Origin of the sequence: Nocardioides caldifontis (genome assembly GCF_008087345.1) — a bacterium.
GTDB classification, from domain to species: domain Bacteria; phylum Actinomycetota; class Actinomycetes; order Propionibacteriales; family Nocardioidaceae; genus Marmoricola_A; species Marmoricola_A caldifontis.
Genome location: NZ_ML701735.1, coordinates 170,128 through 192,290, shown reverse-complemented (window position 1 = coordinate 192,290; position 22,163 = coordinate 170,128). Strand labels below are relative to the sequence as shown.

The 22,163-nt window shown below is 74.1% G+C and carries 21 protein-coding genes; 13 read left to right on the top strand and 8 right to left on the bottom strand.

Going from position 1 to position 22,163, the window contains the following annotated elements; genetic code table 11:
• Positions 1-68 precede the first annotated feature (68 nt).
• On the top strand, positions 69-2,948 hold the full coding sequence (locus FIP57_RS00925; protein ID WP_148571008.1) for an FG-GAP-like repeat-containing protein: 2,880 nt from the start codon (positions 69-71) through the stop codon (positions 2,946-2,948).
• On the opposite strand, the gene FIP57_RS00920 is transcribed toward FIP57_RS00925, so the two are convergent.
• A complete protein-coding gene (locus tag FIP57_RS00920; RefSeq protein WP_148571006.1) occupies positions 2,933-3,667 on the bottom strand; it encodes a TIGR03089 family protein in 735 nt (244 codons plus the stop codon). The genes FIP57_RS00925 and FIP57_RS00920 overlap by 16 nt on opposite strands.
• Positions 3,668-3,703: 36 nt before the next feature.
• On the opposite strand from FIP57_RS00920, the gene FIP57_RS00915 reads away from it, so the two are divergent.
• Positions 3,704-4,756: a nucleotidyltransferase family protein gene (locus tag FIP57_RS00915; RefSeq protein ID WP_148571004.1), complete on the top strand. Its 1,053-nt coding sequence runs from the start codon at positions 3,704-3,706 to the stop codon at positions 4,754-4,756.
• 13 nt (positions 4,757-4,769) lie between these two features.
• On the opposite strand, the gene FIP57_RS00910 is transcribed toward FIP57_RS00915, so the two are convergent.
• From FIP57_RS00910 to cofD, 4 genes are read right to left on the bottom strand one after another with little or no spacing between them, the layout of a single operon-like run.
• Positions 4,770-5,249, bottom strand: coding sequence for a YqaA family protein (locus FIP57_RS00910; RefSeq protein WP_148571001.1), 480 nt, complete (start codon positions 5,247-5,249; stop codon positions 4,770-4,772).
• Between the two features lie 3 nt (positions 5,250-5,252).
• Positions 5,253-5,993, bottom strand: coding sequence for a DUF3105 domain-containing protein (locus FIP57_RS00905; RefSeq protein WP_148570999.1), 741 nt, complete (start codon positions 5,991-5,993; stop codon positions 5,253-5,255).
• 10 nt (positions 5,994-6,003) lie between these two features.
• Positions 6,004-6,996 carry a coenzyme F420-0:L-glutamate ligase gene (cofE, locus tag FIP57_RS00900; RefSeq protein ID WP_148570997.1) on the bottom strand — a complete coding sequence of 331 codons (993 nt, stop codon included), beginning with the start codon at positions 6,994-6,996 and terminating at the stop codon, positions 6,004-6,006.
• A complete protein-coding gene (cofD, locus tag FIP57_RS00895; protein WP_148570994.1) occupies positions 6,993-8,015 on the bottom strand; it encodes a 2-phospho-L-lactate transferase in 1,023 nt (340 codons plus the stop codon). Before cofD ends, cofE begins: the two co-directional genes overlap by 4 nt.
• 332 nt (positions 8,016-8,347) lie before the next feature.
• Between cofD and FIP57_RS00890 the strand changes: the two genes are divergently transcribed.
• Positions 8,348-8,602, top strand: coding sequence for a WhiB family transcriptional regulator (locus FIP57_RS00890; protein ID WP_148570992.1), 255 nt, complete (start codon positions 8,348-8,350; stop codon positions 8,600-8,602).
• Positions 8,603-8,606: 4 nt separating this feature from the next.
• Here the strand turns inward: FIP57_RS00890 and FIP57_RS00885 are convergent, their stop codons facing one another.
• On the bottom strand, positions 8,607-9,053 hold the full coding sequence (locus FIP57_RS00885; protein WP_148570991.1) for a metallopeptidase family protein: 447 nt from the start codon (positions 9,051-9,053) through the stop codon (positions 8,607-8,609).
• Between the two features lie 48 nt (positions 9,054-9,101).
• Between FIP57_RS00885 and FIP57_RS00880 the strand changes: the two genes are divergently transcribed.
• The 10 genes from FIP57_RS00880 to FIP57_RS00835 all read left to right on the top strand — a co-directional run bounded on the left by FIP57_RS00880 (position 9,102) and on the right by FIP57_RS00835 (position 19,397).
• Positions 9,102-9,440, top strand: a complete 339-nt coding sequence (locus FIP57_RS00880) for a DUF3499 domain-containing protein (protein WP_148570989.1) — start codon at positions 9,102-9,104, stop codon at positions 9,438-9,440.
• A 10-nt stretch (positions 9,441-9,450) separates the two neighbouring features.
• Positions 9,451-10,818 (top strand): phosphomannomutase/phosphoglucomutase, encoded by a 1,368-nt coding sequence (locus tag FIP57_RS00875; protein ID WP_148570987.1) that lies wholly within the window; start codon positions 9,451-9,453, stop codon positions 10,816-10,818.
• Positions 10,815-11,006 (top strand): Trm112 family protein, encoded by a 192-nt coding sequence (locus tag FIP57_RS00870; protein WP_148570985.1) that lies wholly within the window; start codon positions 10,815-10,817, stop codon positions 11,004-11,006. Before FIP57_RS00875 ends, FIP57_RS00870 begins: the two co-directional genes overlap by 4 nt.
• A 4-nt stretch (positions 11,007-11,010) precedes the next feature.
• The gene (locus FIP57_RS00865) at positions 11,011-12,057 is read left to right on the top strand and encodes an SIS domain-containing protein (protein ID WP_148570984.1); all 1,047 of its coding nucleotides are present in this window, start codon (positions 11,011-11,013) and stop codon (positions 12,055-12,057) included.
• Positions 12,054-13,007 carry a DUF808 domain-containing protein gene (locus FIP57_RS00860; RefSeq protein ID WP_148570983.1) on the top strand — a complete coding sequence of 318 codons (954 nt, stop codon included), beginning with the start codon at positions 12,054-12,056 and terminating at the stop codon, positions 13,005-13,007. The genes FIP57_RS00865 and FIP57_RS00860 overlap by 4 nt, the downstream gene beginning before the upstream one ends.
• Positions 13,008-13,087: 80 nt before the next feature.
• Positions 13,088-14,518 (top strand): adenosylhomocysteinase, encoded by a 1,431-nt coding sequence (gene ahcY / locus FIP57_RS00855; RefSeq protein ID WP_148570981.1) that lies wholly within the window; start codon positions 13,088-13,090, stop codon positions 14,516-14,518.
• Between the two features lie 49 nt (positions 14,519-14,567).
• Positions 14,568-15,272, top strand: coding sequence for an MtrAB system response regulator MtrA (mtrA, locus tag FIP57_RS00850; protein ID WP_148570979.1), 705 nt, complete (start codon positions 14,568-14,570; stop codon positions 15,270-15,272).
• A 10-nt stretch (positions 15,273-15,282) separates the two neighbouring features.
• Positions 15,283-16,911, top strand: a complete 1,629-nt coding sequence (gene mtrB / locus FIP57_RS00845; RefSeq protein WP_148570976.1) for an MtrAB system histidine kinase MtrB — start codon at positions 15,283-15,285, stop codon at positions 16,909-16,911.
• The gene (locus tag FIP57_RS00840) at positions 16,908-18,665 is read left to right on the top strand and encodes an LpqB family beta-propeller domain-containing protein (protein WP_148570974.1); all 1,758 of its coding nucleotides are present in this window, start codon (positions 16,908-16,910) and stop codon (positions 18,663-18,665) included. The genes mtrB and FIP57_RS00840 overlap by 4 nt, the downstream gene beginning before the upstream one ends.
• 63 nt (positions 18,666-18,728) lie before the next feature.
• The gene (locus FIP57_RS00835; RefSeq protein ID WP_148570972.1) at positions 18,729-19,397 is read left to right on the top strand and encodes a ComF family protein; all 669 of its coding nucleotides are present in this window, start codon (positions 18,729-18,731) and stop codon (positions 19,395-19,397) included.
• Here the strand turns inward: FIP57_RS00835 and FIP57_RS00830 are convergent, their stop codons facing one another.
• Positions 19,398-20,045: a response regulator gene (locus FIP57_RS00830; protein WP_148570970.1), complete on the bottom strand. Its 648-nt coding sequence runs from the start codon at positions 20,043-20,045 to the stop codon at positions 19,398-19,400.
• Positions 20,042-22,093, bottom strand: a complete 2,052-nt coding sequence (locus FIP57_RS00825) for a sensor histidine kinase (protein ID WP_148570968.1) — start codon at positions 22,091-22,093, stop codon at positions 20,042-20,044. The genes FIP57_RS00830 and FIP57_RS00825 overlap by 4 nt, the downstream gene beginning before the upstream one ends.
• Positions 22,094-22,163: the final 70 nt, after the last annotated feature.

Sequence of the window (22,163 nt, the reverse complement as noted above, 5' to 3'; positions counted from 1 at the left end):
TGCGGGCATGCGTGACGGGTGTGAAAGTTGTGGCGTCTGTGAATGACTGACGCGCTGGGAGCACCCTCTTGCCCAAGTCCAAAAACCTGTTCGTGACCCTGTGCCAGCAGGTCTCCGCGGTTGCCGTCGTGGGCGTCGTGGCCGTCTCGGCGGCGGGCGTCGTGGTGCTGGACATCCAGCCGCCGGTCGGTGTGCGGACCCAGCCGTCGACCCAGCCCGTGACCCAGCACTCCACTGGTTCCCAGGCTGCTCCCGAGGACCGGTCGGTCGTCCCGACCCGCCCCGTCGAGCCGACCGTGCGCGAGGTGGCCCTCACCCACGAGCGTTCCGCGGAACCGACCCGGCAGAGCCGGGTGCAGGAGAAGTCTTCCACCCAGGACGACTCCCCGCAGGAGATCGTGGTCTTCAGCAAGGCCGAGAAGGTCACCGGCTACGCCACCGTCGGCGTCACCTGGGACGGTCGCCAGAAGCTGTCGGAGGAGGACGTCGCGTTCTCCATCCGCACGCAGACCGACGGCGGGTGGTCGGCGTGGCAGGAGATGCACTACGACGCCGAGCACGGCGCCGACGCGGACGAGGTCGAGGACGGCCGCGAGGTCCGCTCCGGGACCGAGCCGGTCGTGGTCGGCGACGTCGACCGCGTCCAGGTCCGGGCGACCAGCCGAGGCGGCGTCACGCCGCGCGGCATGTCGGTCGACCTGGTCGACCCGGGCGAGGACAGCCAGAGCGCCGAGGAGCCCCCGGAGATCGACGCCACGGCGACGACCGCCGGTCACGAGAGCAGCGGTGAGGGCGACATCGAGCTCAGCGCGAAGAAGCTCTCGGCGCCGCGGCCGAAGATCTTCTCCCGCTCGCAGTGGGGCGCCGACGAGCGGCTCCGCGACAAGGGCTCGCTGCGGTACGGCGAGATCCACGCCGGCTTCGTGCACCACACCGTCAACGCCAACGACTACAGCCGCGACGACGTGCCGGCGATCCTGCGCGGCATCTACGCGTACCACACCAAGAGCCGCGGCTGGAGCGACGTCGGCTACAACTTCCTCGTCGACCGTTTCGGCCGGATCTGGGAGGGGCGCGCCGGCGGCGTCGGCAAGCCCGTCGTGGGCGCCCACACCCTGGGCTACAACGACGATTCTTTCGCGATGTCGGCGATCGGCAACTTCGAGACCGCCCGCCCCACGAAGGCGATGATCGAGGCGTACGCCGCGCTGATGGCCTGGAAGCTCGGCAAGCACGGGGTCGACGCCTCCGCCACCCGGGTCTTCGTCACCAGCCGCTACTTCCAGGCGATCAACGGCCACCGCGACGCCGGGTCGACCGCCTGCCCGGGCCGGTACCTCTACGCCGAGCTGCCGCAGATCCGCAAGCTGGCCGCCAAGATCCAGAAGACCGGCACGCCGCCCAAGCCGGCGCCCGAGCCGGAAGAGCCCCCGAAGCCGACCACCGGCACCCCGCTCTCCGGCGACCTCGCGGCCACCGGCTGGCCGGACCTCGTGGTCCGCGACGCCGCCACCAAGAACGTCGTGATCGTCCCTACCGGTGGCCAGCTCGGCTTCGCCGGCAGCGGCACCGTCGCGGTCTCCGACTGGAACCGGACCGACCTCGTGGCGGTCCCCGGTGACATCGACGGCGACGGCGCGATCGAGGTGATCGCCCGCTCCGGCGCGACGAAGAAGGCGCGGGACTTCCGGGTCACCAAGGGCGGCGCGCTGCGCCCCGCCGGCCACGTCTACACCCGGTTCAACAAGCTCGACCAGCTGACCGGCGTCGGCGACATGAACGGCGACGGCCACGTCGACCTCGTCGGGCGGCGCACCGCGAACAAGCGGCTCGTCCTGATCCCCGGCCGCGGCGGCGGCAGCTTCGGAGCGATCAAGGTGCTGTCGACCGACTGGCGCCGCTACGACCTCACCGTCGGCGTGGGCGACCTCACCGGCGACGGCCGGCCGGACCTCGTGGCCCGCTCGGGCGCCACGCTGTGGCTCGTCCCCGGCACCGCCAAGGGGATCGGCAAGCCGGTCGCGCTCCCGGGCAGCTTCTCCGGCTACGACCTGGTCGCCGGGCGCGGCGACGCCACCGGCGACGGCCGTCCCGACCTGATCGTCCGTGCTGCCGGCAACGGCCTGGTCTACGTGTTCCCCGGCGACGGTGCCGGCGGGCTCAAGGCCCGGCTCGGCGGCTGGAACGGCTTCGTGTCGGCCCGCTGGATCGGGCTCGCCGGCCAGCTGACCGGCTCCAAGCACCCGGACATGGTCGCCCTGGCCGGTGGCCGGCTCTCGGTCTTCGCCCACAACGGCCGCACCAACCTCCGCGGCGTCGTGGACACCGGTGCCGCGCTCCCGGGGACCGACCTCGTGCTCAACGCCGGCGACTGGAACGGCGACGGCCGTGGCGACGTGGTCACCCGCGACGCCTCGTCCGGCGAGCTCCACCTGCGCGCGGGTCAGGCGAACGGCAAGCTCGCGGCCCCGGTGCTCATCGGCGGTTCGGCGTGGAAGAGCGTCAAGCACGTCACCGCGGTCGGCGACGTCACGGGTGACGGCAAGCCCGACCTGGCCGGGAAGCAGGCCGGCACCTACCGGATCTTCCACGGCAACGGCACCGGACGGTTCCGGACCACCACCGACCTGTCGGTCGACTTCAAGCCGACCGGGCTGGTGAACCTCGGGCTCTGGGACGGCGACAAGTTCCCCGACCTCGGCTTCCGCCGGAAGAACGGCACCCTGTGGTTCGTTCCCCGGGACGGCGGCAAGGCGGTCCAGGTGGCGAAGAACCTGAAGCGCTACGACTGGCTGCGCGGCCTCGGCGACCTGGACGGCGACGGCCGGAGCGACCTCGTCGTGCGGGCCCGCTCCGGTGGGGACCTCTTCCTGCTCCGCGGCCAGGCGAACGGGTTCGGCCCGCGACGGATCATCGGGACCGGGTTCGACCGCTACGACCTCGGCTGATCGCGGAGCACCCGGGTCGCCTGCTCAGCGGCGGCCCGGCGATCCCAGCCGTCGGGGTCCGCGTGTCGGACCCACACCGTGCCGCCGCCGGCGAGGAGGGGGCCGAGCAGGGTCTCCAACCCCGCGGCGGTGGACGGGTTGGTGTCGGTGAGGAGCCGGGGCTCGTCGCCCTCGCCGGGCACGGCGGCCAGCAGGTCGCGTTGCGTCCGGGCTCCCGAGTCGTCGCGCCAGGCCACGTCGTCCGGCTCGGGCGGCTCGTCGGGGAAGAACGCGTCGGGCTGGCCCCACACCACGCGGCCGTAGTCCACGACGCCGGCGGGGAGCGGGTGGCGGAACGCCGTACCCATGGGGAGGAGGGAGAGCGCGACGACCGGCGCCTCGCCCGAAGCGTGGGCGGCGACGGTGTCCGGGCCGCAGACCACCAGATCGACCCCGTCCACCGTCCCGTCGTCGGTCACCGCGGCACCGACGCTCCACGCCGCGCCGAGCCAGACCGGTCCCAGCCAGTGGGTCGGCAGGTCGATGAGCACGGTCGAGCCGCGCTCGACGAACAGCTCGTCCTGCAGCAGCCCGGCGGTCTTCGCGACCCAGTTGGCGTACGTCGTCACCGACAGCTCGACCCGCTCGCCGGTCGCGTCGTCGTAGAAGGTGACCAGCGGCCGTCCGGGCGTGCGGGCGAGCGCCGCGGCGAGGGCGTCGGGGAAGGTCTCGTGTGCCACCGGGCCACCCTAGGTGCCGGGTGCGAGGATGGCGCGGTGGAGGCAGTCATCGTCGCCGGGGGATTCGGCACCCGCATGCTCCCGCTCACGGAGCGTCGTCCCAAGCACCTGCTCGAGGTCGGGGGAGTGCCCTTCCTCGAGCACCAGATCACCAAGCTGGCCGCCGCCGGCGTCGAGCACGTCGTGCTCGCCACCTCCTACCACGCGGAGCTCTTCGAGCCGGTGCTCGGCCGCGGGGAGAGGTTCGGTGTGCGGCTGACCTACGTCACCGAGGGCGAGCCGCTCGGCACCGCAGGGGCGATCCGCAACGTCGCCGGCGCGCTCGGCGACGACCCCGAGGGGGCAGTGGTCGTCCTCAACGGCGACGTGCTCTCCGGCCACGACCTCGCCGCACAGCTCGCCGACTTCGAGCGGCCGCGCGACGGCCGGGTGGTCGACGTCTCGCTGCACCTCGTGGAGGTCCCGGACGCACGCGCCTTCGGGTGCGTCCCCACCGACCCCGAAGGACGGGTGCTCGCCTTCGTCGAGAAGTCGGACGAGCCGGTGACCAACCAGGTCAACGCCGGCTGCTACGTCTTCCGCCGCCGGGTCGTCGACCGCATCCCGGCCGGCCGGGTGGTCTCGGTCGAGCGCGAGACGTTCCCCGAGCTGGTCGCCTCCGGCGCCCTCGTCGTGGGCCACGTCGAGTCGGCGTACTGGCGCGACGTGGGCAACCCGCAGGCGCTCGTCGAGGCGTCCCGCGACGTCGTCACCGGCGTGGCCCCGACGCCGGCGGTCACGCCGCCCGCCGACGGCGTGCTGGTCGCGCCGGACGCGGAGGTGCAGGGCGCGGTCGGGCTCGGCTCGTCCGTGCTGGCCGGTGCGTTCGTCGGGGAGGGCGCGGCGGTCCGCGGCTCGGTGCTGATGCCCGGCGCCCGGGTCGGTGCCGGCGCGGTCGTGGAGGACTCGGTGCTCGGCCCCGGCGCCGTCGTCGGCGACCGCGCGGTCCTGCGCGAGGTGGCGCTCGGGGACGAGGCGGTGGTCCCCGAGGAGGGCAAGCCGGAGGGCGGGACCCGCGTCGAGTGCGGCGTGGAGTGGCTCCCGGGCTGACCCGCCGGCCCCGTCAGAACCCCAGCCCCGGCAGGAGGTCGAACGCCTCCTTGCCGGCGTACAGGAAGACCGCGAAGCGCAGCGTGCGCGAGACCATCGTGCCGACGACGAACACCACGAGGTTCATCCTCAGCTGCCCGGCGAGCACCGCCACCACGGCGAAGGGCGGGAACCCCGAGAACCCCGAGACGACCAGGAGCCCCGCGCCCAGCAGCGGGCGCTCCTGCGTGCGGCGCTGCCAGAGCTCGAGCTTCGCCTGCGCCTTCGGGTTCTCCATCTTCTTGCGCACCCACCCCCAGCGCAGCGCGTTGGCGCCGAGGTAGTACCAGACGATCTTGCCGAGGAGCTGGCCCAGCCCGCCGACCGCGGCGAGGTACCACAGCCGGTCGTCGTCGGCGAGCGCCGACAGCCCGATGAGGTAGACCTCCAGGTTGATGACCGGGATCAGCGCCGAGGCCACCGAGACCCCCAGGAGGGCCAGGGCCTCACCCATGGATCACGGGGCGTTCGGCTCCGGGGCGTCGCTCCGCGGGTACTCCGCGACGAAGTCCTCCACGACCTCGCCGCTGACCTGCTCGCAGTACTGCCAGACGCCCTGCTGGTCGCCGGACGGGTCGCCGTCGCCGCCGACGGACCAGTGGGTGAGGGCCAGGTGGGTGCCCTCGGGGAACGCCTCGCCGTCGTCGCCGGTCCACGGGGCGGCCATGAACTTGCCCTCGGCGTCCTCGTTCTTCGCCGCGGCCTCGGCCACGTCCTCGACCTGCTCGAGCGCCTCGTAGTCCTCGGCGATCGTCTCGTCGTACCAGAGGATCGTGTGGCCGTGCTCGAGGCTGTGCACCAGCCGCTCGACCGGCGGCCGGTCGTCGGTGGTCCAGAACGGCCGGATCTGGTTGGTCAGCAGGAACTGCCCCCAGTGCGGTCCGGCCGCCGGCGGCGCCGCGTCGTAGAGGATCTTCTCGCCCTCGTCACGGTGGTCCGAGGCACCCTCGACGGCGTCCTCCACCTTGACGTCCTGGCACCCGGCCTCGCCCGCGGCGACCCCGAGGGAGGCGAGGTTCGAGCTGCCGCCGTCCTCGCCGGCCTTCCAGATCTGCCAGCCGGCGAACCCGAGGATCACCGCTCCCACCAGGACGGCGGACCCGACGATCAGGAACCCCTGCCGTCGCTCCTTGCGCTGCTGCTCCCGGCGCATCTGCTCGACGACGGCTCGGCGGTCGTCCTTCTTGGGCTTGGCCACGGGGCGGAGTCTACGAAAGGAGGTGGGCGAACCGGAGGACGCGGTCCTCCCCGGACGTGGCGGTGCCGTCCGCGGGACGCCACCGGTGGGCCCGTGCGACGACGTGCGACCGCTCCTCGAGCCGCCCCAGCGCCCGAGGGTCGGCCCCGGGGAGGGTGACGACGACCCCCTCGCCCTCACGTCGTACGACGGGGCCGTGACCGAGCGCCGCGGCGAGCGCGGCGACCAGCTCCTCGGGGGTGGCCGGCGCACCGAACCCCCTCGCCGCCGAGGGGTCGGCGTCCAGCGCGCGGAGGACCGCCTCGCGAGCCCCGTAGCCGAAGAGGTCGGCCTCCTCCTCGCGGACCAGGGCCGAGGCACCCGCGCCGTGGTCGTCGGCCGGCAGCACGAGGTGCGCCAGGCCGCGCACGACCGCGGCGGGCGAGCCGGAGGTCTTCCCGGTGGCCAGGTCGGCGGCGCCGGCCAGCTCGTCGGCGAGGGCGGGGGCGGTGACCACGAGCGGGTTGCCGTAGGGGTCGGTGCGGCCGGCGTGGTCGTCGAGGACCACGAGCCCCGCGGCGCCGACGGCGATGTCGGTCTGGCCGTGGCGCCAGGCCCGGCCGCTGGTGTCGCTGACCACCACCGCGACCCAGACCCCGCCGAGCTCGGCGAGCCGGTCGCGCAGGGCCCGGGCGGACCCGTCGGGGTCGCGGGGGAGGAGCACCACGGTGCCGGGGGCGGTGTTGGAGGCGTCGATGCCGGCGGCGGCCATGACGAGGCCGTGGTGGGTGCGCACGATGGTGGTCGGACCGCGCCGGGCCACCACCCGGTCGGTCTCGGAGGCGAGCAGCTCCTCGCGCTCGCCCCGGACGGTCTGTCCCTCGGCCTTGGCGACCACCTTGCTCGTCACCACGAGCACGTCGCCGTCGCGCAGCTCGGCATGGTCGAGGAGGATCCGGGCCAGGTCGGCGTCCGGGCCCACCTCGCCGACGCCGGTGACGGGCAGGACCTCGAAGCCGCTCACCGGGCCGCCAGCCCGAGCGCCGCCTCCGCCATCGCGGCAGTGGCCCGCACGTCGGTCATCAGCAGCGGGACCGCCTCACACCGGATGCCGGCGCCCCGCAGCCGGTCGACCGCGTCCGCGTCGGTGCTGTCGACCAGCCAGCCGTCGAGGACCCCGCCGGCGGTCCGCGCGCCGTAGTGCTCGGCGACGCCGGCCGCCGACACCTCCACGTCGAGCGCGGTGAGGAGCTGCTCGGCCATCCCGCGCAGGTGGTGGCCGCCGATGATCGGGGAGAGCCCCACCACGGGCGCGCCGGTCTCGCGCAGCGCGTCCCTCACGCCGGGCACCCCGAGGACGGTGCCGACCGAGACGACCGGGTTGGACGGGGGCACCAGGACGACGTCGGCGTCGAGCAGCGCGTCCACCACACCCGGGCCGGGCGTCGCCTTGTCGAGCCCGACCACCACCACCGCACGGGCGGGGACCTCGGCCCGCAGCCGCACCCAGTACTCCTGGAAGTGGACCGCACGCTGCCCCGAGGGCTGGTCGGGGTCGTCGACGACGATGTGGGTCTCGACCCGGTCGTCGGTCATCGGCAGCAGCCGCACGCCGGGCTGCCACCGCCGGCAGAGCGCCTCGGTGACCGCGGAGAGCGGGTAGCCCGCCTCGAGCATCTCGGTGCGGACCAGGTGGGTGGCCACGTCACGGTCTCCCAGCCCGAACCAGGTGGGCTCCACGCCGTACGCCTCGAGCTCCTGCTTGACGCTCCAGGTCTCCTCGCGCCGCCCCCAGCCGCGGTCGGTGTCGAGGCCGCCGCCGAGGGTGTACATCACCGTGTCGAGGTCCGGACAGACCTTCAACCCGTGCAGCCAGAGGTCGTCGGCGGTGTTCGCCACCACCGTCACCTCGACCGGCTCGGGGCGCTCGCGGACCAGGGCCAGCAGCCCCTGGACGAACTTCGCGCCGCCGTAGCCGCCGGAGAGCACCGTGATCCTGCGCACGCCGTCGGCGGCGGGGCCGTGGGGAGCCGGGATGGTCATAGCAGCCTCTCCAAGGGGACTCGGGCGGGGGATCGGGCGGGGATCGGGCGTGGATATAGCAGACCAGGGCTTGACTTCCCGGCTGCGACAGGCATGTAATTCCAGCAGTGTCATTCGTCTCGGACCGCACACAACTCGGGAAAGGTGCGAGAAGGACGAAGGGCGCAAGTCATCGCAGTACTCCCCGGTGTCAAGGTTTGCAGCGTCGGCCCTCTCGCTTCCCCGAGCTCCTTGCGACGGACCGTCAGCCCGCACCGCGGGTTCCACCGAGGATGCACCACCGCAGTTGATGGGGATCCGTCAGGGTCTCACGGGTCGAAAGGGCGAGGACCATGCGTGAACTGTTCGTGCTGGACGGAGAAGTCGAAGAGCTCGGGTGGCAGGAGCGTGCGCTCTGTGCGCAGACCGACCCCGAGGCGTTCTTCCCCGAGAAGGGTGGTTCCACCCGGGAGGCGAAGCGGGTCTGCCTGACGTGCGAGGTGCGCGACGAGTGCCTCGAGTACGCCTTGCAGAACGACGAGCGCTTCGGGATCTGGGGCGGCATGTCCGAGCGCGAGCGGCGCAAGCTGAAGAAGCGGGCCGTCTAGCCGGTCACTCGGGCTCGTAGCGGGGGTCGATCTCCTCCGGGGTGCGCCCCAGCAGCTCGGCCACCTGCTCGACGAGCACCGTGTAGACGAGCGCGCCGAGCTCGGCCGGTCCGTCGGCGCGCAGCTCGATCGGCCGCCGGTAGAGCACCAACCGCCGCGCGGCCCCTCGCGACCCCTCGACGAGCGAGGCGAGCGGGACCGTGGAGGCCGCCCAGTCGTCGGGCAGCACCGGCGTCTCCTCCACCGCGAACTCGACCGCCCCGAGCTCCTCGGACCACCGCTCCTCGAGGGCGGTGACCGCCTCCAGCACGAACCCGTCGAACCGCTCCCGCGGCGTCCGGCTGCGTGGCACCCCGCGCGGCGTCAGCGGCCCGGGGAGCACTGCTCCGCCGCGTGCGCCACGTCCTCGCCGGTCGCGGCGCCGGCCGGAGCGGGGCGGACTGTCGACCATGTGGCGAGCCTAGCCGCGACGCCCCCTGTCGAGCGGTACGGTCACCCCGTGAGTCCCGTCCGCCGCTGCTCCCGCACCGCCTGCCGGCGGCCCGCGGTCGCCACGTTGACCTACGTGTACGGCGACCAGACCGCCGTCCTCGGTCCGCTCGCGACCTACGCCGAGCCCCATGCCTACGACCTGTGCGACGAGCACTCGGAGCGGCTCTCGGCCCCCCGCGGCTGGGAGGTCCTCCGGCTCGCGCCGGACCCCGACTCGCTCGGACCGAGCAGCGACGACCTGCTCGCGCTCGCCGACGCCGTCCGGGAAGCGGCCCGGCAGGAGCCGGTGCAGCCCCGCGAGACCGGGCGTCGCGGCCACCTGAGGGTGCTTCGCGGCACGGAGTAGATTTCCGCCCATGCCGGCGACCACGGGGTCCGACAACCTCGACACGATCTTCAAGGCCTACGACGTCCGTGGGACCGTGCCCGACCAGCTCGACGACGAGCTCGCCCGTGCCGTCGGCAACGCGTTCGTCCAGGTGCTCGGCGCGGAGCGCGTGGTCGTCGGCCACGACATGCGCCCCTCCAGCCCGTCGATGGCGGCCGCCTTCGCCGAGGGCGCCGCGCAGGCGGGGGCCGACGTCACCATGATCGGGCTCGCCTCCACCGACCAGCTCTACTTCGCCTCCGGCCACCTCGGCGTCCCCGGCGCGATGTTCACCGCGAGCCACAACCCGGCTCAGTACAACGGCATCAAGCTCTGCCGCGCCCATGCCGCCCCGGTCGGCACCGACACCGGGCTGCAGGACGTCAAGGCGCTGGTCGCGAAGGGCGAGCTGCGGACCGCCGAGCGCCCCGGGACGGTCTCGTCCCAGGACGTGCTGGAGGACTACGCGGCCTACCTCCGCGACCTGGCGCCGGTCCGCGGCCGGCGCCTGAAGGTGGTCGTCGACGCCGGCAACGGGATGGCCGGGCACACCGCCCCCGCCGTGCTCGGCCCGCTCGACCTCGACGTGGTCGCGCTCTACTACGAGCTCGACGGCACCTTCCCGAACCACGAGGCCAACCCCATCGAGCCCGAGAACCTCCGCGACCTGCAGGCGGCGGTCCGCGAGCACGGCGCCGACGTGGGGCTCGCCTTCGACGGCGACGCCGACCGCTGCTTCCTGGTCGACGAGCGCGGCGAGCTGGTGAGCCCCAGCGTGCTGACCGCGCTCATCGCCTCCCGCGAGCTCGCGAAGGAGCCCGGGGCGACGGTGATCCACAACCTGATCACCAGCCGGGCGGTGCCCGAGATCGTCGTCGAGCGCGGGGGCCGGCCGGTCCGGACCCGGGTCGGACACTCCTACATCAAGGCGACGATGGCGGAGACCGACGCGGTGTTCGGCGGCGAGCACTCCGGCCACTTCTACTTCCGCGACTTCTGGCGCGCCGACTCCGGGATGCTCGCCGCGCTGCACACCCTGGCGGCGCTCGCCGAGCAGGAGCGGCCGCTCAGCGGGTTGCTGGAGGAGTACTCCCGCTTCTCGGCGAGCGGCGAGATCAACTCCACCGTCGCCGACCAGGCCGCGGTGCTGCGCCGGCTCGAGGAGCAGTTCGGCGGCCAGCCAGGAGTGACCGTGGACCACCTCGACGGGCTGAGCGTGGTCCACGACGACTGGTGGTTCAACGTCCGCGCGTCGAACACCGAGCCGCTGCTGCGGCTCAACGCGGAGGCGGCCGACGACCGGAGCATGGGCGCCCTGCGGGACAGGGTGCTGGAGATCATCAGGAGCGACGCATGACCATCGACGAGCGGCTCCTCGAGCTGCTGCGCTGCCCGGCCTGCAAGGGCACCTTCGCCGACCCGGGGGAGGGTACGACCGGCGAGCTGGTGTGCACCGCCTGCGAGCGGCGCTACCCGGTGCGCAACGGGGTGCCGGTGCTGCTCGTCGACGAGGCGGTCGGCGGTCCCAGCGGCAACCGGGGCTGACCTGATGGCCGACTGGTTCGACGAGTCGCTCCTGGACGACCAGGACGCGCTGCTCCGTGGTGACCTGGCCCTCCGCCCGCTCGCCGAGGCGGGCGCGCGGGTGCGTCGCGAGGCGGCCGAGGTCGCCGACGCCATCGACGTGGCCGTCCGGACCGCGCAGGACGACCGGCCGCGCGCCGTGGTCGCCGCCGGCCCCGACTCCCGGCTGCTGCGGGCGGTCCTCGAGCCGTCGTGCCCGGTGCCGTTCGTCGCCTGGCCGCACGCCGGGCTCCCCGGCTGGGCCGGCAGCCTCGACCTCGTCGTGGTGCTGTCGCCGGAGGGCTCCGACCGGGGCAGCGCGAGCGCGGTCGCCGAGGCGGTCCGCCGGGGGTGCCAGGTCGTCGCGGCCTGTCCGGCCGGCTCGCTGGTCGCCGAGCACGCCGTGGGGCGGCACGCGACCGTCCTGCCGACCAGCTCCCGCGACCAGCTCGCGGTCGCGGTGGTCGTGCTGCAGTACCTCTCCCGGGTCGACCTCGGTCCCGCCACCGACGCCGACGAGGTCGCCAAGGCGCTCGACGACGTCGCGGTCTCCTGCTCGCCGCACCGCGACCTCGCGGTGAACCCCGCGAAGATGCTCGCGATCGCGCTCGCCGACGCCACCCCGCTCTTCTGGGGCGGCTCGGTGCTGGCGGCGCGTGCGGCGCGTCGCATCGCCGAGTCCGTACGCCGGGCCAGCGGCCGCACCTCCTTGGCCGGCGACGCCGAGCACCTCCTCCCGGTGATCGCTTCCGCGACGCTGCGTGACGTCTTCGACGACCCCTTCGCCGACGCCGACGGCGAGCCGACCGAGCTCCGCCCCGCGCTGGTGGTCCTCGACGACGGCAGCGACGACCCCACGGTCCGCGAGCAGCGTGGCCGGCTCCGCGCCACCGCCGACGAGCGGCAGGTGAGGGTCGAGACGATCTCGTGCACCGCGCCGTCGGAGATCGCCTGCTACGCCGCGCTGCTCAACCACGGTCGCTACGCGGCGACGTACCTCGGGCTCGGCCTGCAGCGGGCGGTGGTCGCATGAGCGCCGGGCTGTTCGGGCTCCTCGACGACGTCGCCGCCCTCGCGAAGCTGGCGGCCGCCTCCGTCGACGACATCGGCGCGGCCGCGGGGCGCGCGAGCCTCAAGTCCGCCGGCGTCGTGGTCGACGACACCGCGGTCACCCCGCAGTACGTCCACGGCGTGACCGCCGAGCGCGAGCTGCCGATCATCAAGAGGATCGCCCTCGGCTCGCTGCGCAACAAGCTGTTCCTCATCCTCCCCGCGATCCTGCTCCTCAGCCAGTTCGCCGACTGGCTGATCACCCCGTTGCTGATGCTGGGCGCGACGTACCTCTGCTTCGAGGGCGCCGAGAAGCTGTGGGAGGCGCTGCACCGGCACAAGGGCGAGGAGAACCCGCACGCCCCGGCGACCGAGGCCGAGCCGCCGTCGGAGGACACCGTGGTGTCCGGTGCGGTCCGCACCGACTTCATCCTGTCGGCCGAGATCATGGTGATCGCGCTCAACGAGGTCAGCAGCGAGCCGTTCGTCTCGCGGGCCCTGATCCTCGTCGCGGTCGCGATCGGAATCACGATCCTCGTGTACGGCGCGGTCGGGCTGATCGTGAAGATGGACGACGTCGGGCTGCACCTCGCCGAGCGCTCCTCCGCCGCAGCGCAGAAGGTGGGCCGCGGGCTGGTCAAGGGGATGCCGATCCTGCTCAAGGTGCTCTCCGTGGTCGGCGTCGCCGCGATGCTCTGGGTCGGCGGCCACATCCTGCTCGTCGGCACCGACGACCTCGGCTGGCACGCCCCCTACGAGCTCGTGCACCACCTCGAGGAGGAGGTGCACCACGCAGTCTCCGGCGTCGGCGGCGTGCTGGGGTGGCTGACCAACACCGCCGCGTCCGCGGTCGTGGGGGTCCTCGTCGGCGCGGTGGTGGTCACCGTGCTCCACCTCGTGCCGCGACGTGGGGGTCACGGCGCGCACGGGTAGATTGGCCCCCGTCACGCGCGGGAGACCCCGGAGGAGCGCAGACGCGCCCGCTGACACATCCAGCTCACGTGAGGAAACGCATGGACTACAAGGTCGCCGACCTGTCGCTGGCCGACTTCGGCCGCACCGAGATCACCCTGGCCGAGAACGAGATGCCCGGCCTGATGGCGATGCGGGAGCGCTACGGCACCAGCAAGCCGCTCGCGGGCGCCCGGATCGCGGGCTCGCTGCACATGACGGTGCAGACCGCGGTGCTGATCGAGACCCTGGTGGCGCTCGGCGCCGAGGTGCGCTGGGCCTCCTGCAACATCTTCTCGACCCAGGACCACGCCGCGGCCGCGGTCGTCGTCGGCCCCGAGGGCACCGTCGACGCGCCGGCCGGCGTGCCGGTGTTCGCGTGGAAGGGCGAGACGCTCGAGGAGTACTGGTGGTGCGCCGAGCAGATCCTGCTCTGGCCGGACGGCAAGTTCGCCAACATGATCCTCGACGACGGTGGTGACGCCACGCTCCTCGTCCACCTCGGGGTGAAGAGCGAGAAGGAGGGCAAGGCGCCCGACCCGGCCACCGCGGAGAGCACCGAGCAGCGCGTCATCTTCGAGCTGCTCAACCGGTCGCTCGAGGAGGACGGCAACCGCTGGACCGCGGTCGCCAACGAGATCAAGGGCGTCACCGAGGAGACCACCACCGGTGTCCACCGGCTCTACGAGATGATGCGCGCCGGCACGCTGCTGTGCCCGGCGATCAACGTCAACGACTCGGTCACCAAGAGCAAGTTCGACAACAAGTACGGCTGCCGCCACTCGCTGATCGACGGCATCAACCGCGCCACCGACGTGCTCATCGGCGGCAAGGTCGCGGTCGTCTGCGGCTACGGCGACGTCGGCAAGGGGTGCGCGGAGTCGCTGCGCGGCCAGGGCGCCCGGGTCATCGTCACCGAGATCGACCCGATCTGCGCGCTGCAGGCGGCGATGGACGGCTACCAGGTCTCCACCCTCGAGGAGGTCCTGCCGATCGCGGACATCATCATCACCGCGACCGGCAACAAGGACGTCGTCACCGTCGACCAGATGAGCCGGATGAAGCACCAGGCGATCGTCGGCAACATCGGCCACTTCGACAACGAGATCGACATGGCCGGCCTCGAGTCGTACCCCGGCGTCGTGCGCAAGAACGTCAAGCCGCAGGTCGACCTGTGGACGTTCCCGAGCGGCAACTCGATCATCGTGCTCTCCGAGGGCCGGCTGATGAACCTCGGCAACGCGACCGGCCACCCGTCGTTCGTGATGTCGAACTCGTTCACCAACCAGGTGCTCGCGCAGATCGAGCTGTACACCCGCACCGAGGACTACCCGGTGGGCGTCTACACGCTGCCCAAGCACCTCGACGAGGAGGTCGCCCGGCTCCACCTCGCCGCGCTCGGCGTGAGGCTCACCGAGCTCTCCGAGGACCAGGCGGCGTACCTCGGCGTCGACCGCAACGGGCCGTACAAGCCGGAGCACTACCGCTACTGAGCGTCCCGACCTCCCCGTCGGGCTGTGGCTGCTGGACCATACTGGGCGCATGGTGGCCCATGGTGAGCAGGTGAGCCCGGCGGGGCGGGGGCGCGTCCTCGTCGTCGACGACGACGCCGCCCTGGCGGAGATGCTGACCATCGTGCTGCGGACCGAGGGGTTCGAGTCACGGGTCTGCGCCTCCGGCGACCTGGCGCTCCAGGCCTTCCACGAGTTCCGCCCCGACGTGGTGCTGCTCGACCTGATGCTGCCGGGCAAGGACGGCATCGACGTCTGCAAGGAGATCCGCGCCGAGTCCGGCGTGCCGATCGTGATGCTGACCGCGCGCAGCGACACCGTCGACGTCGTGCTCGGCCTCGAGTCGGGCGCCGACGACTACGTCGTGAAGCCGTTCAAGCCCAAGGAGCTCGTCGCCCGGATCCGGGCGCGGGTGCGCACCTACGAGCAGGTCGCCCCCGAGCTGCTGCACATCGGCGACCTCGACATCGACGTCGCCGGCCACCAGGTCACCCGCGGCGGCACGCCGATCGCGCTGACCCCCCTCGAGTTCGACCTGTTGGTCTGCCTGGCCCGCAAGCCGTGGCAGGTCTTCACCCGCGAGGTGCTGCTGGAGCAGGTCTGGGGCTACCGGCACGCCGCCGACACCCGGCTGGTCAACGTGCACGTGCAGCGGCTGCGGTCGAAGATCGAGCACGACCCGGAGAACCCCCAGATCGTGGTGACCGTCCGCGGCGTGGGCTACAAGGCCGGCTAGGCGGCACGCCGTGGCGGTCGACCCCTTCCGCGCCGCCACCGGGCTGTGGCGGCGCTCGCTCCAGGCCCGCGTGGTCATCGGCACGGTGGTGCTCTCCGCACTCGTGGTGACCCTCGTCGGCTGGACGCTGACCCGCCAGATCACCGACGGGCTGGTGGAGAGCCGGGTCGACGCGGCGGTCGCGGAGGCCGGCCGCAGCAGCGCCGACGTGCAGAGCAGCCTGAGCGCGGCGACCACGGACTTCGACGCCGGCGAGCAGCTGCCCTCGCTGGTGGCGAACGTGGTGTCCCGCGGCGCGGTCCGGGGGTACGACGTGGTGCTGGTCGGCCCGATCGACGGCGCGGGCGACACCTCGGGCGGGGAGTTCCTCACCCCCGGGCTCGACGTCCGGAGCGTCCCCGCAGGGCTGCAGGCGGTCGTCGAGGAGGAGCCGACCGGGCCGGCCGACGGCGCGGCCGCGGGCAGCTGGTGGACCTTCACCCGGATCCGCTACGACGAGGACACCGGCCGGGAGTCGGTGCCCGGCGTGGTCGTCGGGTCGCGGGTGGTGCTCCCCGCCGACGGCGGCACCTACGCGCTCTACCACCTGTTCCCGATGGACGACGAGGAGCGGACCCTCGGCCTGGTGCAGCGCGCCGTGCTGACCTCCGGGGTGCTGCTGCTCGTGCTGGTCGCGGCCCTGTCGTGGCTGGCGACCCGGCAGATCGTCAGCCCGGTGCGCCTGGCCCGGCGGGTGGCGGAGCGGCTGGCGTCCGGGCGGCTCGAGGAGCGGATGCAGGTGCGCGGCGAGGACGACATCGCGCGGCTCGCGGTCTCCTTCAACAAGATGGCCACCAACCTGCAGCGCCAGATCCGCCGGCTCGAGGACATGTCCGCCGCCCAGCGCCGCTTCGTCTCCGACGTCTCCCACGAGCTGCGCACCCCGCTGACCACCGTGCGGATGGCCGGGGACGTCCTGCACGACGCGCGGGAGCGGTTCGATCCCGTGACCGCACGCGCGGCGGAGCTGCTGCAGAACGAGCTCGACCGGTTCGAGCTGTTGCTCACCGACCTGCTGGAGATCAGCCGCTTCGACGCCGGCGCGGCGGTGCTCCACCTCGAGGACGTCGACCTCGAGGAGCTCGCCCAGCGGGTGGTGCGCTCGGTGGAGCCGCTCGCCGGCGCCCGGCGCACCCAGGTGGTGGTGCGGCGGCTCAGCGAGCCCGACGCGCCGCCGGCCGTCGTCGAGGCGGACGCCCGCCGGATCGAGCGGATCGTGCGCAACCTGGTGGTCAACGCGATCGACTACGCCGACTCCTCCGACGTGCTGGTGCTGATCGCCGCCAACCAGGAGGGCAGCGCCCTCGCGGTCCGCGACTACGGCGTCGGGCTCCGCCCGGGCGAGGAGGTCCGGGTCTTCAACCGGTTCTGGCGCGCCGACCCCTCCCGGGTCCGCACGTCCGGCGGCACCGGCCTCGGCCTCTCGATCGCGCTCGAGGACGCCCGGCTGCACGGCGGGTGGCTCCAGGCGTGGGGGACCCCCGGCGGCGGGTCGCAGTTCCGGCTCACGCTGCCGCGGCGGGCCGGCGACCGGATCACCCGCAGCGCCCTGCCGCTGGTGCCGCGGGACGCACGCACCGGACGGGCGGCGGTCCGGTGAGCCGGCCCGGTGCGTCGCGCGCCGCACTCGCGGCGCTGGTGGCCGTCGGGATGCTGGTGGCCGGCTGCTCGGGTGTTCCCGACCGGGGACCGGTGCGCGCCGGGGGAGCCGAGCAGGCGGGGTCGTCGTCGGCGCCGTACGACTTCAACCCGCCCGGGCCCGCGCCCGCCGCGACCCGCGAGGAGGTCGTCGCGGGATTCCTCCGGGCGCTCCAGGCCAACCCGGTCAGCACCCGCGTCGCGCGTGAGTACCTCACCGAGGAGACCGCCGACCAGTGGCAGCCCGACCGGCGGACGATCGTCTACGACGGCCAGCGGACCACCGCGCCCGCCTCGCCGACCAGCGGGCGGGTCGCGGTCCGGCTGGAGAACTCCTTCACGCTCGACGGCACCGGCCGGTGGACCGGCTCGCGGCAGGGCACGCGCACCCTGCAGCTGCGGCTGGTGCAGGAGGACGAGGAGTGGCGCATCGCCGGGCTCCCCGACGCGCTGGTGATCCCGCAGGCGCACTTCGAGGCGCGCTACCGGCGCTACTCGCTCTACTTCTTCGACGTCAGCGGCTCGGTGCTGGTGCCGTCGCCGGTCTACCTCCCGTGGGGGCCGCAGACCCCGACGGAGCTGGTCAACGGGCTGCTCGACGGGCCGTCGTCGGGGCGACGGGCGGTCGAGCGCAGCTACCTGCCGCGCGACGCGACGCTCTCGGTGAGCGTGCCGGTCGGCACGGACGGCACGGCCACGGTGCCGCTCGACGGCTCGGTCGCCGAGCTCGACGAGGGGCAGCTGGAGCGCGCGACCGCCCAGCTCGCCTGGACCCTGCGCCAGGTCGAGGAGGTCCGCAGCGTCGAGGTCACCGCCGACGACGCCGCGGTCGAGCTGCCCGGCAGCGGCAACCCGGTCGACGTCGGCGAGTGGACGGAGTTCTCGCCCACGGTCGCCTCGGCCTCCACCGACCTCTTCGGGCTGCGCCGGAGGGTGGTGCTCCAGCTCGCCGGCGACACCGTGGTGCGGGCGGCGCAGGTGCCGCCCGGAACCGAGCCGCGGTCGGTCGGCGTGGACATGACCGGCCGGCGGTTCGCGCTGGTCGGCGACGACGGCGTGGTGCGCGTCGTCCCGCGGGCGACCGAGGAGGAGCCCGTCACGACGGTGTACGACGGCACCGACGTGCTCCGACCGATGTGGGACCGCACCGAGCGGCTCTGGCTGGTCGACCGCACCGCCACCGGGGCGCGGGTCGTCGTGGTCGGCGAGAACGGGGTCCGGAGGCTCCCGGCGCCCGGGCTCGCCGGGCTGGACGTCGCGCAGGCGGCGCTGTCGAGGGACGGGACCCGGCTGGTCGCCCTCGTCCGCAGACCGGGGCTGCGCGGGCTCGAGCTCGTGGTGTCCGGGGTGGTCCGCATGGAGGGGCGACCGGTGCGGCTCACGCAGGCGGTGGCCCTGCCGGCGGCACGCCCGCTCGTCGGAGCCACCGGGCTCGCCTGGCGCGACCCGACCACGGTGGCGGTGCTGACCCGCCCCTCGGACACCAGCAGCGAGGTGGTCCTGGTCTCCGTCGACGGCTCGACCGGCCGGATCCCGGGGGAGGAGTCGGTCGACGTGCTCTTCGACGAGGGGCTGACGCTGGCGGGCTCGCCGGGCGGCCCGCTCGCCCTCGTCGTCGGTGCCCCGCGGGGCGTGCTGCACACCCTCGACGACGACGGCCGCTGGGACCTCGGCACCGGGCCCGTGCCGCTGCGCGCCCCCACCTTCGTCGGCTGAGCCCTCTCCACAGCAGGTCGCGCGAGGGGGCACGCGTGGCGAGGGGTGACCCACGATCGCCGGATGACGTGGTGGGACGGCTCGCTCGACCTGTTCCTCGGCTCGCGCTGCACCGGGTGCGGCGGTGCGGGGCGGGCGCTCTGCCGGCGGTGCCGCGCGCTGCTCCCCACCACCGCTGCTCCGGCCTGGCCCACGCCGTCCCCGCCCGGGCTCGCGCTGCCGGTCGCGACGGGCGAGTACGCGGGCCTCCTGCAGGCGCTGGTGCTCGCCCACAAGGAGCACGGCCGGTTCGCGCTCGCCGCGCCGCTCGGGCGGCTGCTGGCGACCTCGGTGCTCGCCCTCCCGCGCCGCGGCCCGCTCGTGCTGGTCCCGGTCCCGTCGCTGCCGTCGGTCGTCCGGTCCCGCGGCCACGACCCGCTGCTGCGGACGACCCGGGCCGCCGCTGCCGTGCTCCGCGGCCACGGCGTACGGGCGACCGTCGCACCGCTCCTGCGGGTGACCGGCCGTCCCGACGACCAGGCCGGGCTCGACGCGGCGGCCCGGGCGGCCAACCTGGCGGGGCGGTTCCGGCTCCGGCGGGAGGGGCCGGCGAGCCCCGTGGTGCTCTGCGACGACGTGATCACGACCGGCGCGACCGTCCGCGAGGCGCAGCGGGCGCTCGAGGCCGGCGGCGTGCCGGTGACCGGGATCGCCCTCGTCGCGGCCACCCGGCGCCGGGCGGTGCCGCCCTAGTCAGCCCTGCCCGACCCCGGCGTCACGGGCCCGGGCGACGGCCTCCGCCCGGGTACGGGCCCGCAGCTTCGCGAGGACGTCGCTGACCCGGTTGCGGACGGTCTTCTCCGACAGGAAGAGCCGGCGCGCGATCGAGGCGTTGTCGAGTCCCTGCGCCATCAGCTCCAGCACCTCGCGCTCGCGGGCGGTGAGCTCGGGGAAGGGCTGGGCCGTCGCGGGACCCACCGCCCCGCCGGCGAAGAATCCCACCACCTGCTCGGCCACCCGCGCGCCGAACACCGCCTCGCCGCGGCTGACCGCCTCCAGCGTCCGCCGGACGTCGTCGGCGTCGGACTCCTTGAGCAGGTAGCCCCGCGCCCCGGCGCGGAGCGCGGCGAAGACCGAGTCGGAGTCCTCGCTCATGGTGAGCACGACGACCCGCGTCTCCGGGTGCCGCTCGGTGATCCGGGCGGTCGCCGCCAGCCCGCCCATCCCCGGCATCCGCAGGTCCATCAGGACGACGTCGGGGCGGCTCAGGGCCACCTGCTCGAGGGCGGCCTCGCCGCTGTCGGCCTCGCCGACCACCTCGACCCCGGGGAGGTCGGCCAGCACCGCGAGCATGCCGGCGCGGAACAGCGCGTGGTCGTCGGCGACCAGGACACGGGTCATGCGGGGGAGACCTCCTTGGGGGCGGGCGGGACGTCCGGCTGGGCGGTGGTGAGGGAATCCAGTGGCACGGTCAGCGTGACCTCGGTGCCGCCACCCTCGACCGGGCGGTGCTCGACCCGGCCGCCCACCTCGGCGGCGCGCTGGCGCATGCTCGTCAGCCCGACGCCCGGGCGCGGGCGGGCCGGCATCCCGCGCCCGTTGTCGGCGACCCGGAGGACGAGCTCGTCGGCGGTGCGCTCGACCTCGAGCCGCACCCGCGACGCCGCGCTGTGCCGAACCACGTTGGCCAGCGACTCCGACGCCACCGCGTGGACCGCGACCTCGAGGGCGGCGGGGATGCCGGAGAGGTCGTCGAGGTCGGTGCGCCCCTCGATGCCGGCCAGCCCGGCGACCTGTTGCCGGAGGGCCTCTGCCAGCCCGATCTGGTCGAGCACCGGCGGACGGAGCCCGTGGGAGACCGCCCGGACCTCGGCCACCGTTCCCCGCACCCGGTCGCGGATCCCGCGCGCCTGGACCGATGCCTCGGGCTGGCCCGCCCGCTCCAGCCGGCCGGCGAGCGCGTCGAGCTGGAGGGCGATCCCGGCCAGCCCCGGCCCGACGCCGTCGTGCAGGTCGTTGCGGAGCCGGCGCCGCTCCTCCTCGCGTGCGAGCACGATCCGCGAGCGGGACTGCTCGACGTCGGTGACGAGGACCGCGGCGTAGGCGAGCATCGCGGCGTAGGCGGCGGCGTCCTCGAGCAGCCGCCGCTCCTCGCGGCCGAACCCCTCGCCCGGGCGGCGCGGCGCCACCTCCAGCACCCCCATGTCCCGCCCCATCGCGGTCGCGTCGAGCTGCTCGACCCGGTCGGGCGGCGACCCGTGCTCCACGGTGACCGGCCCGCGGAGCGCGGCGTACGGCAGGCGGAGCTCGGTGCGCAGCGCCGCGACCAGCTCGCCGAGCGCCTCGCGCGGCCCGGTGGCCGACGCGACCGCGCGTGCGACACGGGGCGCGAGGGTCCGCACCCCCTGCCGGTGGGGGAACCACCACCGGTCGACCAGCGCCTGGAGCCCCGAGCGGACCGCGAGCGCGAGGACGGCGAGGAGCCCGACCACGACCAGTCCGCTGCGGGTGCCGGCGAGCGCGGGGTCGAGCCGGAGGGTGAGCGCGGCCCAGCCGCCGCCGACCAGCGCCAGGAGGAGCGTCCACACGATCGAGCGGCTGAGCACGAGCTCGACGTCGAAGAGCCGGTGGCGGAGCACGGCCACCGCGATGCCGACGGGCGGCCCGAGCAGCCCGAGCGCGAAGAGCTGGTCGCCGCCGGTGCGCAGCGTGATCGTGGCGACGACCCCGAGGACCAGCACCACGCCGCCGAGCAGCAGCCACTGCAGCTGCGCACGGTCGCGGCCGACCGCGCGGCGGGTGCGGCGCAGCAGGCTCCACACCGCGACCGGCACGCCGATCCCGATGCACCAGTAGGCGCCCACGATCACCACGTAGTTGAGGAGCTCCAGCTGTTCGACCCCGAGCGGGTTCTGCACCTGGCGGCTCACATCGCTCGGCCCGGGCACCAACGCGCGCCCGACCGCGACCATCCCGGCGCCGACGACCAGCGACCAGGCGAAGGGGCGCCACCGCCGGCTCGGCAGCCGGCCGTCCGGGAAGAGCAGCGCGACCAACGGGATCACCAGCTCGTAGACCGCGAACCCGAACATCGAGACCCAGTCGGCGAACGCCGCGCCGGGAAGCGGGGCGACCAGCAGGTTCCAGAGGCTGTACTGCCCCAGAGCGGCGTAGACGGCGGAGAACCCGGCCGCGACCAGCAGCCACCCGCACCGGTTGCGCGGCCGGCCGAGCACCACGACCGCGCCGGCCACCGGCCAGACCGCGCCGAGCGCGAAGTCGGCCCAGGGGAACGACCCGGCCTCCTCGCCCGCGACCGAGCGGAGGTGGCGGTGCACCACGAGCGAGACGACGAAGAGCGCGACCGCGACGGCCGCCGCGGCGGTGGCCACCAGCCGCAGCTGCCGGTCACCGAGGCGGGGCACCGTGGCGGTGGCGCGGCTGGTCACGCGGTCATCGTGGCACGCAGCGGGGGCCCCGTCGCGGTCCCGGAGCGGGAATCCCCGGCAACCGGTCCCG

Excerpts from the sequence above, each read along its gene's own strand:
- FIP57_RS00910 (WP_148571001.1), bottom strand. The coding sequence starts at position 5,249 with ATGGGTGAGGCCCTGGCCCTCCTGGGGGTCTCGGTGGCCTCGGCGCTG.
- cofD (WP_148570994.1), bottom strand. The coding sequence starts at position 8,015 with ATGACCATCCCGGCTCCCCACGGCCCCGCCGCCGACGGCGTGCGCAGG.
- FIP57_RS00890 (WP_148570992.1), top strand. The coding sequence starts at position 8,348 with ATGCGTGAACTGTTCGTGCTGGACGGAGAAGTCGAAGAGCTCGGGTGG.
- FIP57_RS00885 (WP_148570991.1), bottom strand. The coding sequence starts at position 9,053 with ATGGTCGACAGTCCGCCCCGCTCCGGCCGGCGCCGCGACCGGCGAGGA.
- FIP57_RS00875 (WP_148570987.1), top strand. The coding sequence starts at position 9,451 with ATGCCGGCGACCACGGGGTCCGACAACCTCGACACGATCTTCAAGGCC.
- FIP57_RS00870 (WP_148570985.1), top strand. The coding sequence starts at position 10,815 with ATGACCATCGACGAGCGGCTCCTCGAGCTGCTGCGCTGCCCGGCCTGC.
- FIP57_RS00865 (WP_148570984.1), top strand. The coding sequence starts at position 11,011 with ATGGCCGACTGGTTCGACGAGTCGCTCCTGGACGACCAGGACGCGCTG.
- FIP57_RS00860 (WP_148570983.1), top strand. The coding sequence starts at position 12,054 with ATGAGCGCCGGGCTGTTCGGGCTCCTCGACGACGTCGCCGCCCTCGCG.
- ahcY (WP_148570981.1), top strand. The coding sequence starts at position 13,088 with ATGGACTACAAGGTCGCCGACCTGTCGCTGGCCGACTTCGGCCGCACC.
- mtrA (WP_148570979.1), top strand. The coding sequence starts at position 14,568 with ATGGTGGCCCATGGTGAGCAGGTGAGCCCGGCGGGGCGGGGGCGCGTC.
- FIP57_RS00835 (WP_148570972.1), top strand. The coding sequence starts at position 18,729 with ATGACGTGGTGGGACGGCTCGCTCGACCTGTTCCTCGGCTCGCGCTGC.
- FIP57_RS00830 (WP_148570970.1), bottom strand. The coding sequence starts at position 20,045 with ATGACCCGTGTCCTGGTCGCCGACGACCACGCGCTGTTCCGCGCCGGC.